Here is a 12,747-nt window from a genome sequence, read left to right as displayed (position 1 = left end):
CTTATTTGCCTCCTGTACGCAGACGGGGATCCAGGAAGACGTAGAGCACGTCGGCCAGGAAGTTGAAGCTGAGCATTGTGATGGTCATGATGAGCAGCTGCCCCTGAATGAGGGGGTAGTCGCGGGCTAGAATGCCCTGATAGAGAGTCAGACCCAGCCCAGGGTAGTTGAAGATCACCTCTGTGATGAGGGAGCCGCCGATGACGAAACCGAGCGCCATGGAGAGCGCCGTCACGCTAGGCAGTATGGCGTTGCGGGCACCGTAGTTGAAAATGACCCGGTTGCGGGAGAGCCCCTTGGCCTTGGCCATGGTGATGTAATCCTCCCCCAAGAGGTTAATCATGTTGTTGCGCATTGTGATGAGGAAGCCCCCCACCTGCACCATGGCCAGGGTGGCGACCGGCATGATGGCGTGGGTCATGATGCTCTTGATGTGCTCCCAGCCAAAATCGGCTTTTATCTCCGGGCTGTAGGCATAGCCGATGGGCAACCACTCCAGACTGACCCCGAACAGGAAGAGGGCGAGCAGGGAGATGACAACGGGCGGAATGGCCTGCATCACCAGGGTGAGCGGGGAGAGGATGCTGTCCATGGCGCCTCCCCGATACCAGGCGGCGAAGATACCGACGATGGATCCGACGGAGAAGCTCAGTATGGTGGAGGTACCCACCAGGAACAGGGTCCAGCCGATGGCGCGTCCGAGTACGTCGGCCACAGGTTGGGGGTAGTAGCGCACCGAGGTGCCGAGATCCCAGGTGAAGACACTCTTCACGTAGGTGAGAAATTGGGTGCTGATGGGGCCGTCCACGAAACCGAAGGTGGCCTTGAGGGCCTCCAGCGCGGCGGGTTCCATCATGGCGCCAGCCCGGGCAAACATGACGGAGACAGGATCCCCCGGCATGGCTCTGGGTAGCAGGAAGTTGATGGTGGCGGCCACCAGAAAGGCGACCAGATAGAAGGAGAAACGTCTCAGTATAAATCCCATGGTGAACCCTTTTACTGCAAGCCTGCCCCGCGCCGGGCAAAGCTCCCCCAACCCCGAACAATCAGGGGGATGGAAGACATGGCGGGGAGAATGGCCCCCCGCAGGGGGCCGGGGTGGTTAGCTGTTTGGCTTGAGTGACAACACGTGCAGCAGACGTTCCGGGGTGTCCGGGTGAACCTGCGGCTTGGCGACCGGGTTGTCGGCACTGAACCAGCCATTGAAGCGCTTGGTGCTGTATTCGTACCAGGTCGGGTTGTTGAATACCGGGATGATGGTCTGGTTGGCACCGACCTTGTCCTGGATCTCGAACATGATGGCCTTCTGCTTGGCAGCATCGGCGGTCTGGGTGAAGTCATCGATCAGCTGGTCGAGGGCCGGGTCCTTGTAACGGGGCGCCGCAAAGCGGTTGCCACGCTCACCCATGTTGCGGGAGTGGAAGGCGGTCTCGAAGTACTTGTGCGGGTTGGCACCGGCAAAGTAACCCTGCAGCGCGACGTCGAAGTCACCTGTGATCAGGTTTTCGGTCCAGACGGTGGCTTCCGGGGTGGCGGTTTTGGCGTTCAGACCCAGGGCCTGCAAGCCTTCGACTCCGATCTGGGCGGTATTGACCCAGTCGGTCCAGCCGTTCGGTACCAGCACCTTGAACTCGATCTTCTTGCAGCTTGGGGTGTCGAGGAACTTGTCGCCGTCACAATCCTTGTAGCCCGCCTCTTTCAGCATGGCCTTGGCGCCTTCCAAGTCGAACTTGTTGAATTTGCCGTACTTCTTGTCGACTTCCGGGTTGTTCCAGGAGTCGAAGGCTTTGCCGAGCCCTGAGGGGTACTCGTTGACGGTCGGGTAGCCGTAACCGGCGATATCCACCATGGCCTGACGGTCCATCGCCATGGAGAAGGCGCGGCGGAAAGTGATGTCGTTGAAGGCTTCGTGGTTGCCCGGGTTCTTGGTCTGGAAGTTGACGTTGAACGCGACTGTGCCGGAGGCCGGGAACCAGTACTTGTTGTTTTTCGGATCGTTGCCAACGTAGAGGCGCTCTATGTCCGGTACGAAGGAGCCGAACCAGTCAACGTCACCCTTCATCACGGCGGCCAGCACCTGGTCGTTGGTGGCCATCTGCGGCATGCGCAGGCAGTCGATGGCGAGGTTGGCGTTGTCCCAGTAGTGCGGGTTGCGGCACTGGGTGTAGAGCTGGGCGGAGAAGTTGTCCACCTCGGTGAAGGGACCGGTACCGACCGGCTTGTCGTTGGTAAAGGCGACCGGATCCTTCACTGACTTCCACTGGTGCTCGGGGACTATGGGCACCAGCACCAGGTCATTCACCACGTTGGTATTGACGTCGGTCAGGTCGAACTTGATCTTGTAGGGACCTAGTTTCTCTATGTTCTTGATCTGGGTCCAGATAGAGCGCTCATCCAGCGCCTTGTTGGCTTTCACCAGATTGAAGGAGAAGAGGATGTCATCCGCATCAAAACCTTCCCCGTCGGACCACTTGACCCCTTCACGCAGATCGAAGGTGACGGATTTCAGGTCATCGCTGAACGCATAGTGAGTGGCCAGACGATAGACGGGTTTGCCACCCTGCATATCGTTGAAGATCACCAGAGGTTCATAGATGAAGTGACGAGTGGTATGGAGCAAACCCGCTTGCAGGAAGGGGTTGAAGTTTTTGACCCAGGCGGTCTCCTGTTGTGCGACCAGAGTCAGCACAGTCTTGTTTTCAGCAGCCATGACATTGCCGGCGGCCCCGGCAAGCATCATGGTTCCCAGCAGTACAGCAGTAGAGATTTTGGATACTTTGGCAAGCATATTATGTCCTTTCTTATTTTTTGGCATTCCCGAGGGTTCGCCTTGTTTTGTGTGAGCACCGACTTCGCATGCTGGGGAGGTCGGCCCTCTGTGTTGGTCAGGTGTCTAACCTTTGTCGTTCTGTTTTCCAACGTCCCTAGCAAAGCAGAGTTAACAGGAAAACAACAACTGTTCCGTTCGTCGATATCGTAAAAATCACAGCCCCGACGTCAATATCGTCAAAATGGTGTTTAACCCATTTTAAATCATGAAGTTATGTTATTTGCTTTGGCGTAATAAGTCCCTGTCTTCAGGCCATTCATGACAATTGTGTGAATTGGATCGGCTCTTGTTTTGACGCGTTTTACCCGCTTAATTCTGCACAAAAAAAAACCGCCCCGGCAAGTGTGAGCCAGGGCGCAGTTCGGGGGGGATCAGGATTTGCGGTTGGCGAGTTGACGCAGGGTCTGGGCGCTGTGGTGCAACTGCTGGCGCAGGGGATCGCTCAGCGGACTGTGGGCCAGCACATACTCGGCGGTGGCGACGACCGTCTTCCAGCGCGGTGCCTTGGGCAGAGTATCCAGGCTCAGGTATTTATCGAGGGTACGGGTCTGGGGGCTGGATCTGTCCATGTAGACGCGCCACAGCTTGCTCTTCTCCGCCAGCACGATTTTGCCCTTGCCGGTGCATTGCTGCCAGGCATCCAGGGTGAGACGCATGGTATCCACCAGGGCCCGGCGCAGGGGTTCGTCATCCTGTTGGCGAATGAGATCGTCGGCCAGTGAACGGAATTCTCCCCCCAGCCGGCTCAGTTCACCCAGCAGCTGACCGTCCTCTATGATGGCCTGGCGCGACAGGCTCTTGAGGGCGTTTTCCAGAGCCATCACCCGGTTCTCGTCCTGGCGCAGCTCAGTGCTGAGGGTGAGGGCGAAGGCGGCCTGCCCCCCCAGGCTGATGGAGAGGGCGCGGGCATTGAGCTCGTCCTGCTGGCCTGCCACCAGAAACGCCAGTCGCTGCTCCTGCTGCGCCTTCAGGTCGGGCCACTGGGTTGCCAGCGGGAGGGCCAGCCACTCATCCAGAGGCTGGCCCTCCATGGCTTCCGGCTCCTGACCCAGCAAGCGGGCCAGCACCCGGGAGGCAAACAGCACAGTGCCCTGCTCATCGATGAAGACAATGGGATCGGCCCCTTCCCCGAGCAGCGCCAGCAGCCGCTCCTGATCCTGATGCAGTTGCTCCTGCAGGGTGAGGCGATGTTCTATCTCCTGCTTGAGCAGACGGTTCTCCACCAGGGAGGCGCGGCCCGCACTCGCTTCCAGCAGTGCCCTGACCCGGGCAAACAGCTCCTCCTTGCAGAAAGGTTTGACCAGGTAGTCGTTGGCCCCGGCGTTGAATCCCTCTTCTATATCCTTTGGCTGGTTGAGGGCGGTGAGCAGCAGCACCGGCAGCTTGTCTTTCGGGTGCTGCTCGCGCAGGCGGCGGCAGACGTCAAAACCCGAGAGGGTCGGCATCATGACATCCAGCAGTATGAGGTCCACCGGCTCCTGGGCCAGCTTGGCCAGGGCGTCGTGGCCATCGCTGCTGGGCAGGATGCGGTAACCGCGGGGTTGCAGCAGATGGCGCAGGATATGCAGATTGATGGGCTCGTCATCCACCACCAGTATGAGAGGCGCATCATGGGGCGGAGGCGGCAGATCATCGCTCTCCCAGTCCGGCAAGATGAGCGGCTGCTGGCGCACCAGCTGGTGTTCAATCTGGCGGCTGTCCAGGGTCAGGTTGCCCGCCTTGCCGCTGGCGAGCGGCAGGGTGAAGGCGAAGGTGGAACCAACGCTCGGCTCGCTCTCCACGAAGAGCTCGCCTCCCATCAGGTGTACCAGCTGGCGGGTGATGGAGAGGCCGAGGCCGGCACCCTGCTTGCTCACCTCGGGGCTCATCTGTACCAGTGGTTCGAAGATGTGCTCCAGATGGTCTTTGGCAATCCCGATGCCGGTGTCGGTCACCTTGATGCGCAGGAAGTTGCCCTCCACCAGGGCGCTCAGCACCACCTTGCCCTGGGGCGTGTACTTGATGGCGTTGCCCACCAGGTTGTAGAGCACCTGTTCGAGGCGCTGCTCGTCGGCCAGTACCGGCGGCAGTTCGGCCGGGCTTATGTCCACCAGAGTGAGGGGCTTGGCCTGCACCAGGTGCTGACAGAGATCCAGCACCAGCCGTATGACCCCCTTGGAGGCGACTGGCTGGGAATGGATCTCCAGCTGGCCGTAGCGCATCTGATGGTAGTCGAGCAGGTCGTCCACCAGCCGGGCCAGACCGTCGGCGCTCTTGATGATGAGGCCGAGCTGATTTTGCTGCCCTTCGGTCAAGTCCTGCTGGCTGGCGAGCATGGACTCCGCCATCCCCTTGATGCCATGGATGGGTGTGCGCAGCTCGTGGGAGGTGTTGGCCAGCAGCTCATCTTTGAGCTTGTCCGCCTGTTGCAGACTGAGGTTCTGCTTGTGGGTCAGTTTGACCTGCTGTTGCAGCTCCTGGGTCTGGCGCTCGATAAGCTCAATTTTGTCCTTCACCGAGCGCTGCATGTGGCGAAACGCCTGAGCCAGCCTGTCTATGTCATCGTCGGTGCGAGGGATAGTGATTGGGTGATCCAGGGCGCCATCGGCCACCTGCTCGGCGGCGGCGGTGAGGGATCGCAACGGGGCCGTGATGGAGTGGGAGAGCCAGCGGGAAAACAGGATCAGCAGCAGCAAGGATCCGGCTCCCAGCAGGATCACCAGCGTCTCCAGCTGACGGATGGGGCGATAGGCCTCGCTGGTGGAGATCTCGGCGATGAAGGCCCACTCGGTGTCGAACACCTTCACCTGGGTGTAGGCGGCCAGCACATCGTCATCGTGATAGGAACGAAACAGTCCGACACCCTGTTCACCGGAGAGGGCCTTGACCACCAATGGGGTCTGCAAGGGCCTGAAATTGGGGCTGAAGCTGTTCTCAATACTGAATTCCGGCGCCAGCCAGGCATTGGCACGCATCCGCTTGTCCGGCCCTATGAGGATGGTCTCGCCAGTTTCTCCCAGCCCCTCCCGCTCCGCCATGATCTGGTTGAGCTTGTCCGGCAGCAGTTCGAAGATCACCACGCCGCGCACATAGTCGTACTGCATGACGGGGGCGGCCATGTAGGCGACCACCTGGCCGGTCAGCTCGTTGCGGCCAAAGTCGGTGAATTCGAAGATCTGCTGTGGTTTCTGACCGCCGTCGAGGCGGCGCTTGATCTTGGCGAAGGTGCTGCCAAGGCCGCTGGCCTGATAGGGGCCCGAGAGCAGGTTGGTGGCAAAATTGGGGCGCTTGGTGACTGAATAGACAACGTCGCCGTTGAGATCGATGAGGAAGATGTCGCTGTAATTGGATTTGCGCACCATGTCGGCATAGCCGCGATGAAAGCGCTGGTGCACCCGGCCATACATCTCGTCTGCCAGGATCAGGGCACTGATGGCCGGTTCGATCTCGACGTTGGGCTCGGGTTTTTGCAGCTTGTCCCAGGAGCCGGGAACGTAGCGTGCCTGGGCGCGTGCGCGGGCCTCCTGCGGCGTGGTGCCGAGCTTCTCGAACGCACCGGTAAAGCCGTAGAAGCGACCGATACTGTTGCCGGCAAAATCCTGCTGGGAGAAGTTGATGATCTGTTCTTTGAGGTTGCCGAAGTAATCCTCCAGCTGGCTCTTCTTGATGTTGCGAACGGAAACCAGGTGGTTGGAAGTCTGGGTGGTGAGATCTTTGCCATGGCTGTAGAGGAAGAACAGGGTAACGACCAGGAAGGGCACCAGACCCAACATGAAAAAAGCCAGCATTAACTGCGGCCTGAGCCCACGAGGCTTGAAGATCCATTTCATCGTGTGATTTTCAATTGAGAATCCAGTTACTAAGCGGCACAAGTCTCTGACTAAAGACTAATCATTTCAATGACTTTATCTTAAATTCGCCTGTGGGGTCACAGCCTGATGTGGTTTTTTTGGTCAAGCCGTCTAAACCCTGAGCAAACAGAACGAGCAAGGGCTAAAAGTGCGAAAAAAGGGTTGTGCCCGCGCTCGGGGTACGTATAATGCGCCTCGTTGTCAGGTAACTGGCACACGGCAGTAAGGCGGGAATAGCTCAGTTGGTAGAGCACGACCTTGCCAAGGTCGGGGTCGCGAGTTCGAGTCTCGTTTCCCGCTCCAATTTCTCATAGCACCAACTATGGGTATCACTTTCAAGGCAACAGCCTTGTCAGCATGGCGCGTTAGCAAAGCGGTTATGCAGCGGATTGCAAATCCGTTTAGTCCGGTTCGACTCCGGAACGTGCCTCCATATCCTTCCAGTTCAATATCATTCCAGCGATAAATATCACACACCACAGGTGTGCTTTTCTGTTTCTCAATATCCCTGCTGAGTCAGTAACTGTTCACAGCCCTGCTGTTGCCACTCCCGTTCCAGATAGCGATTGACCTCCACCAGATCCTGCCCCCGGAATTGAAATTGCACTGCGGCCGAATGTTCGGTCAGATCCGCCATCTTCTGTTTCAGCAGGCCGCACTGCCACAGGCTGACGGTGGGCACGCCCTGATAGGCCAGGGTGATGCTGTCGCCTTGATTGAGTTGCCAATCCTGCCATTCCGACCAGAGCAAGAGGCCCAGTACCCCCAAGACCGCCATTTCCGCAGGTTTCATCGCACAAACTCCCTCCTGACTGCCAACCCATTAAATCTGGTCGACGCACATCCCTTTGCCAGTTTTTGTTACCTGTAAGTTAATTAATGTAATTGGATTTCATTATATGGCTTTTTGTGGATTTTTTTGCGAAAAAATGGCGTTATTGGTGTAGTAATCCTACAGTTTGTGGAGTAATCTTTGCTCAGTGGTCTTACCAGTAAGGAGTGCTATCATGTTTCATCCCTTTTCTCTGACTCAGATAATTCTTCGTCGTATCTATGCGCTGCTGGTGGGTATTCTGGCCTTCCCCGTTATGCTGTTTCGCAGCGATCGTGCCCGCTTCTACAGCTACTTGCATCGTATCTGGAGCAAAACCAGCACCAAGCCGGTATGGCTCAAGATGAGCGAGCGCGGCGAGCGGATCTTCTACTAGACCCCATTCATCTTAAAAAAGAGAGCTTCGGCTCTCTTTTTTATTGTGCTCCAGAAATAGCAGTGGTTCCCCTCCTGCCGAACATCTCCTATTGCTCCTTTCTGATGGACTGACCGGCGCCACAAGCGGGAGCTGATCTTTGGACTGCCGGGATCTAGCGGGCGAAAGTGCTTTTCTCGTAACCGGCTAACTTAAGGAAATATGTTTTATTAAACAATGCGTTAGATGATAACTTCTGAGCCGCCGCCCTTGTTTTGCTCTTTTCATGAAATTAATTCTCTGCTGTTCCGGTTCTATTGCAGGTACCCCGCCACGACACTGAGCGGGGTCATCACACTCAACAGCACAAGGATCACGAACATGAACGTTAAAAAAAGCACAGCGATCGCCTCCGCCATGACAGGTCTGCTGGCACTGGGTGCCCAGTTCATCGCGGCGCCAGCCATGGCTGCCGAGGAAAAGGAGAAGTGCTACGGTGTGGTCAAGGCCAGCAAGAATGACTGTGCGACCAAGAGCAATTCCTGCGCCGGGACCGCCAAGGAAAATGCCCAGGGCGATGCTTTTGTGGTGATGCCCAAAGGGCTGTGCGAGAAGCTGGTGGGCGGTTCGCTGCAACCCAAGTAAGAGACATCGGGCAGGGGATGGCCAAGGGGCCGCCCCCTGTATCCTCTCTGATTGGCGAAAGCGAGACTTGCGATGAACCCTTTGATTGGTATCGGATTACGAACTCCCCATTACGACGGGATCCGGCAAACCCTGCCGGCAGTCGGTTGGCTGGAGGTGCACAGTGAAAATTACTTCGAGCCGCACAGCCAGGGCTTTCAGGTGCTGAGTGAGTTGGCGCAACACTACCACGTCAGTCTGCACGGCGTTGGCATGTCCCTCGGCTCGGCCGACCCGCTCGATCAGCGCCACCTGCAACAGTTGTCATCATTGGCAGCGGCGATCAAGCCGGTACGGATCTCCGAACATCTGAGCTGGGGCAGCATTGGCGGACGCTACTTCAACGACCTGCTGCCTGTACCCTATACCCGTCAATCCCTTCGCAACATGAGTGACAAGATCCAGCAGGTACAACAGACCCTGGGTTGCCGGTTGCTGATGGAAAATCCCTCCTCCTATCTGCAACTGGCAGGGGAGATGAGCGAATGGGAATTTTTGGCCGAGCTGCAGCAACGCAGCGGTTGCGGCATCTTGCTCGACCTCAACAATCTCTACGTCAGTGCCTTCAACCACGGTTTCTCTTGCGATGACTATCTGGCGACGATCGATCTCGCCACCGTCGGGGAAATCCATCTGGCTGGTTATACGGAGAAACAGCTGCCCGAAGGTGCCCTCTATATCGACACCCACAGCGCCCCTGTGGTGGAGCCGGTCTGGGAACTCTATCGCCAGATCTGCCGCAAGCAGGCCATCCCCACCCTGATTGAGTGGGATCTCGAGATCCCCCCGCTGCCGGTCTTGCTGGCCGAAGCTGAGCAGGCCAGCGCCATTCTGGATGAGGCGCAAGCTGCAAACATGGTTCGGGAGCTAGCCCATGGTTGAACTGGCACAGCTGCAACGGCACTTTGCCGATGGTCTGCTGGGAGAGTCTGCCGCGATTGCCCCCCACATCAGCTCCCGGCTCTTTCCTGCCGAATCGGTGCTGCAGGTCTATCGCAACCACTTCATCCTGAGTCTTGGCGAGGTGCTGGCGAGCAGCTATCCCGCCGTCAAGGCCATGGTGGGAGACGAATTTTTCGTGGCAGCGGCCCGTGGTTTCGTGCTGGACGAGCCGCTACAGGAAGGGAGCGTCATGCACTATGGCGCCGGTTTTGGTCAGTGGCTGGCCCGCTTGCCAACTACGGCCGAGTTACCCTGGCTGGAGGCGCTGGCGCAGTTCGAGTGGCAGCTTGAGCGTGCCAGTCTGCTGCCGCTGGAGTCCCGCTGCTGGCCAGCCGAACGTCTGGCCGGATTATCGCCGCCACAATGGGAGCGGCTGCGGCTGTTGCCTGCCACGGATCTGCTGCTGGTTGCCAGCGACTACCCGGTGCTGGCCCTGTGGCAGATGGCGCTACACGGTGGGGAGGCGGTGGGGGATCTCTGTGCCCCTGTCTGGCTGGTATTGAAGAAGCAGCTGGATTATCGGGTCACGCCGTTGCCTTTAGAGGCAGGTGAGTGGGCGCTGCTGCAAGGCTGCCTGAAAGGCAGACCCTTGGCCACCCTGCTGGCAACCGATCCCGTGGCGAGTGATCATCTCACCCGCCTGGTAATGCTTGGTCTCTTGGTCGATGTGGAGGTGATGCCATGATGGGAAACAAATGGCTGGCGCTGGCCAGCTCGAGTGGCGATCTGCCACGCTGGATGAGCGGTGCCGTCTTGCTGCTGGCGAGGCTCTGGGTCGCCTCGGTCTTTATCACTTCAGGCTGGCTCAAGCTGACGGCGTGGGATTCAACCCTCTATCTGTTTGAATCCGAGTATCAGGTGCCCCTGTTGCCCTGGTTGTGGGCCGCCTATCTGGGGACGGCGACCGAGTTGCTGCTTCCCCTGTGTCTGCTGGCAGGCCTCTTTACCCGTCCGGCCGCTCTGCTGCTGTTTGGCTTCAATATCATGGCGGTGATCTCCTATCCAACCCTCTGGGCGGGCGGCTTTTACGATCATCAGCTGTGGGGCTGGATGCTGCTGACCCTGACCATCTGGGGCGGCGGTGTGCTGAGCCTTGATCACTGGCTGACAGGCCGCCGCCGGTGATGAGTCTCAGATATCTTCCGATGACAAAGGGTGTCTGATGCTGCTATTTGTCATGATGATGAACAGTCAGGGCTATTGGCCTTGTCCTCAATGGAGAGAGCAATGATTATTCGTCAGGCAGATATGGCCGATATTCCCGCCTTGGTGAGTTTGCGCATGGGGCTGTTTTGCGAGGTGGGGGAGTTGGCCGAGCCGCTGGCCGATCTGGATCTCTGGCAGGCGACCAGTGCCTATTTCAGTGCGGGGCAGGCCGATGGCAGTGCGCGCTCCTGGGTGGCGGAGGTCGAGGGAGAAGTGGTGGCGAGTGGCACCCTAGCCCTGTTTGTGCGACCACCCTATCCTGGCAATGTGTCGGGGAAGGAGGCCTACCTGCTCAATATGTATACACTGCCAGCCCATCGAAAGCAGGGCATGGCCAGCGCCCTGCTCGATGCCATGGTGGCCCATGCCAGCGCCGAGCAACTGGGTCGGGTATGGCTGCATGCCAGTGACCAGGGGCGTCCCCTGTATGAACGCATTGGTTTTGTAGCCAATCCAGCCTATCTGGAGTGGCGACCAGCGGTGTGACTCCGAGCGATGCGAAACTGATCCAACACGGGCAGATATTCGTACCAATCGTCCAGCGCAAGCGCGCCTGCTCTGTACGTTGTGTCTCTTTTCATGGATGGCAAGAAGATAACCGGGCGAGTGCCGGCAGTAAAACGTCGGTCAAAGTCTGATCCGGCGATTTCGCTCAACTATGATCAGCCTCATCATGCTCGTACTCGCCCACATTGACGGCGGTTGTCGTTTGCGAGTTCCCACATCGTCGGTAAAGGGGTATGACATCCATGTTCAATAACAAGCTGAAGGCACAACTGCTGGCCTGCCAGACGCAGCTCGGTGAGCTGCAGGGTTTTGTCGACGCGGTCAAAGGTGGGGTGGCAACCATCACCTTCACTCCGGATGGCGGTATCCTGGAGGCCAATGAGCCTTTCTTGAACCTGATGGGATACAGCGCAGCTGAACTCCATGGTCAGCATCACAGGATGTTTTGCAGCAAGGCACTGGCTCAGTCGTCTGATTACCAGCAACTCTGGGCCCAGCTACAACAAGGCAGGGTCCAATCCGGCATTGTTCCGCGCATCAACAAGCGGGGCGAGGCGCTCTGGCTGGAGGCGAGCTACTTCCCGGTGAAGCAACAGGGGCGGGTGACCCAGGTGATCAAGATTGCCAGCGATGTGACCGAGCATCACCAGCGCCTGCTGAGTCAGGAGGCCGTCTCCAAGGCCCTTGATCGCTCCCTCGCCATGATAGAGTTCACCCCGACGGGGGAGATAGTGACCGCCAATGCCAATTTCCTGAGTTGCATGGGGTACAGCCTGTCCCAGATCAAGGGGCACAACCACAGGATGTTCTGTGATGATGCCTTCTATCGCGAACAGCCCCGTTTCTGGGAAGAGCTGGCACAGGGCCAGTTCAAGTCAGGGCTTTTTCTGCGTCGCAACAGCCACGGTGATGACATCTGGCTGGAAGCCACTTACAACCCGGTCAGGGACGAGAGCGGCAAGGTGACCAAGGTGATCAAGCTGGCCACTGACATTACCGAGCGGGTGACCAAGAGTCATGCCATTCGGGATGCCGCCCAGGTGGCTCATGCCACGGCGCAGGAGACATTGCGCAGTGCGGAGCAGGGCGCCGATCTGCTGCGTTCCGTGGTGGAGACCTCCTCCCTTGTCAGTGAGCAGGTAGACAAGACCATACAGCTGGTCAATCAGCTCAACGAGCAATCCAAGAGCATCGAAGCCATCGTCTCCACCATCAGCAGCATCGCCGACCAGACCAACCTGCTGGCGCTCAATGCGGCCATCGAAGCGGCTCGCGCCGGCGATCAGGGGCGCGGGTTTGCCGTGGTGGCCGATGAAGTGCGCCAGCTCGCCGCTCGCACTTCCCTCTCTACCGACGAGATAGCCAAGGTGGTGCAGAAGAACCGGGATCTGACGGCCAGGGTGACGGACGACATGGCCAGAGTGGCCAGCAGCGCCGAGCTGGGCAAGCAACAGGTCGACAAGGTCAATGAGGTGATGGTCGAGATCCGGCAGGAAGCCAACAATGTCTCGGCGACCGTATCCAGTCTGTCCATCTGATATCAGGATTCGTTCTAGCCTGA

11 protein-coding genes and 2 tRNA genes are annotated in these 12,747 nt (G+C 58.4%); 9 read left to right on the top strand and 4 right to left on the bottom strand.

What is annotated here, in order from left to right:
* Nucleotide 1: 1 nt before the first annotated feature.
* The 3 genes from GWQ27_RS00260 to GWQ27_RS00250 all read right to left on the bottom strand — a co-directional run bounded on the left by GWQ27_RS00260 (nt 2) and on the right by GWQ27_RS00250 (nt 6,639).
* The gene (locus GWQ27_RS00260; protein ID WP_058393444.1) at nt 2-985 is read right to left on the bottom strand and encodes an ABC transporter permease; all 984 of its coding nucleotides are present in this window, start codon (nt 983-985) and stop codon (nt 2-4) included.
* Nucleotides 986-1,102: 117 nt separating this feature from the next.
* The gene (locus GWQ27_RS00255) at nt 1,103-2,788 is read right to left on the bottom strand and encodes an ABC transporter substrate-binding protein (RefSeq protein WP_087756235.1); all 1,686 of its coding nucleotides are present in this window, start codon (nt 2,786-2,788) and stop codon (nt 1,103-1,105) included.
* Between the two features lie 413 nt (nt 2,789-3,201).
* Nucleotides 3,202-6,639, bottom strand: coding sequence for a response regulator (locus tag GWQ27_RS00250; protein ID WP_275906395.1), 3,438 nt, complete (start codon nt 6,637-6,639; stop codon nt 3,202-3,204).
* Nucleotides 6,640-6,887: 248 nt separating this feature from the next.
* Here GWQ27_RS00250 and GWQ27_RS00245 point away from each other — a divergent pair.
* Nucleotides 6,888-6,963 (top strand) — tRNA-Gly (locus GWQ27_RS00245).
* Nucleotides 6,964-7,019: 56 nt separating this feature from the next.
* Nucleotides 7,020-7,093, top strand: a tRNA-Cys gene (locus tag GWQ27_RS00240).
* A gap of 66 nt (nt 7,094-7,159) precedes the next feature.
* Here GWQ27_RS00240 and GWQ27_RS00235 read toward each other — a convergent pair.
* A complete protein-coding gene (locus GWQ27_RS00235) occupies nt 7,160-7,453 on the bottom strand; it encodes a hypothetical protein (RefSeq protein WP_159165807.1) in 294 nt (97 codons plus the stop codon).
* A 214-nt stretch (nt 7,454-7,667) separates the two neighbouring features.
* On the opposite strand from GWQ27_RS00235, the gene GWQ27_RS00230 reads away from it, so the two are divergent.
* The 7 genes from GWQ27_RS00230 to GWQ27_RS00200 all read left to right on the top strand — a co-directional run bounded on the left by GWQ27_RS00230 (nt 7,668) and on the right by GWQ27_RS00200 (nt 12,724).
* A complete protein-coding gene (locus GWQ27_RS00230; RefSeq protein WP_021139055.1) occupies nt 7,668-7,868 on the top strand; it encodes a YbfA family protein in 201 nt (66 codons plus the stop codon).
* Between the two features lie 360 nt (nt 7,869-8,228).
* Complete coding sequence (locus GWQ27_RS00225) at nt 8,229-8,492, top strand: DUF2282 domain-containing protein (protein ID WP_265422756.1); 264 nt, start codon at nt 8,229-8,231, stop codon at nt 8,490-8,492.
* Between the two features lie 72 nt (nt 8,493-8,564).
* Nucleotides 8,565-9,413: a DUF692 domain-containing protein gene (locus GWQ27_RS00220; protein ID WP_275906394.1), complete on the top strand. Its 849-nt coding sequence runs from the start codon at nt 8,565-8,567 to the stop codon at nt 9,411-9,413.
* Complete coding sequence (locus GWQ27_RS00215; RefSeq protein ID WP_275906393.1) at nt 9,406-10,158, top strand: DNA-binding domain-containing protein; 753 nt, start codon at nt 9,406-9,408, stop codon at nt 10,156-10,158. Before GWQ27_RS00220 ends, GWQ27_RS00215 begins: the two co-directional genes overlap by 8 nt.
* Nucleotides 10,155-10,598 carry a DoxX family protein gene (locus GWQ27_RS00210; RefSeq protein WP_275906392.1) on the top strand — a complete coding sequence of 148 codons (444 nt, stop codon included), beginning with the start codon at nt 10,155-10,157 and terminating at the stop codon, nt 10,596-10,598. The genes GWQ27_RS00215 and GWQ27_RS00210 overlap by 4 nt, the downstream gene beginning before the upstream one ends.
* A gap of 102 nt (nt 10,599-10,700) precedes the next feature.
* Nucleotides 10,701-11,165: a GNAT family N-acetyltransferase gene (locus GWQ27_RS00205; RefSeq protein WP_275906391.1), complete on the top strand. Its 465-nt coding sequence runs from the start codon at nt 10,701-10,703 to the stop codon at nt 11,163-11,165.
* Between the two features lie 263 nt (nt 11,166-11,428).
* Nucleotides 11,429-12,724 (top strand): PAS domain-containing methyl-accepting chemotaxis protein, encoded by a 1,296-nt coding sequence (locus GWQ27_RS00200; protein WP_275906390.1) that lies wholly within the window; start codon nt 11,429-11,431, stop codon nt 12,722-12,724.
* Nucleotides 12,725-12,747 lie beyond the last annotated feature (23 nt).

Source organism: Aeromonas sp. 5HA1 (genome assembly GCF_029237245.1).
Classification (GTDB): Bacteria; Pseudomonadota; Gammaproteobacteria; order Enterobacterales; family Aeromonadaceae; genus Aeromonas; species Aeromonas salmonicida.
Note: the sequence above shows the minus strand (reverse complement) of the source record. Positions and strands in the feature narration are given on the sequence as shown.

Excerpts from the sequence above, each read along its gene's own strand:
- GWQ27_RS00260 (WP_058393444.1), bottom strand. The coding sequence starts at position 985 with ATGGGATTTATACTGAGACGTTTCTCCTTCTATCTGGTCGCCTTTCTG.
- GWQ27_RS00255 (WP_087756235.1), bottom strand. The coding sequence starts at position 2,788 with ATGCTTGCCAAAGTATCCAAAATCTCTACTGCTGTACTGCTGGGAACC.
- GWQ27_RS00250 (WP_275906395.1), bottom strand. The coding sequence starts at position 6,639 with ATGAAATGGATCTTCAAGCCTCGTGGGCTCAGGCCGCAGTTAATGCTG.
- GWQ27_RS00235 (WP_159165807.1), bottom strand. The coding sequence starts at position 7,453 with ATGAAACCTGCGGAAATGGCGGTCTTGGGGGTACTGGGCCTCTTGCTC.
- GWQ27_RS00230 (WP_021139055.1), top strand. The coding sequence starts at position 7,668 with ATGTTTCATCCCTTTTCTCTGACTCAGATAATTCTTCGTCGTATCTAT.
- GWQ27_RS00225 (WP_265422756.1), top strand. The coding sequence starts at position 8,229 with ATGAACGTTAAAAAAAGCACAGCGATCGCCTCCGCCATGACAGGTCTG.
- GWQ27_RS00220 (WP_275906394.1), top strand. The coding sequence starts at position 8,565 with ATGAACCCTTTGATTGGTATCGGATTACGAACTCCCCATTACGACGGG.
- GWQ27_RS00215 (WP_275906393.1), top strand. The coding sequence starts at position 9,406 with ATGGTTGAACTGGCACAGCTGCAACGGCACTTTGCCGATGGTCTGCTG.
- GWQ27_RS00210 (WP_275906392.1), top strand. The coding sequence starts at position 10,155 with ATGATGGGAAACAAATGGCTGGCGCTGGCCAGCTCGAGTGGCGATCTG.
- GWQ27_RS00205 (WP_275906391.1), top strand. The coding sequence starts at position 10,701 with ATGATTATTCGTCAGGCAGATATGGCCGATATTCCCGCCTTGGTGAGT.
- GWQ27_RS00200 (WP_275906390.1), top strand. The coding sequence starts at position 11,429 with ATGTTCAATAACAAGCTGAAGGCACAACTGCTGGCCTGCCAGACGCAG.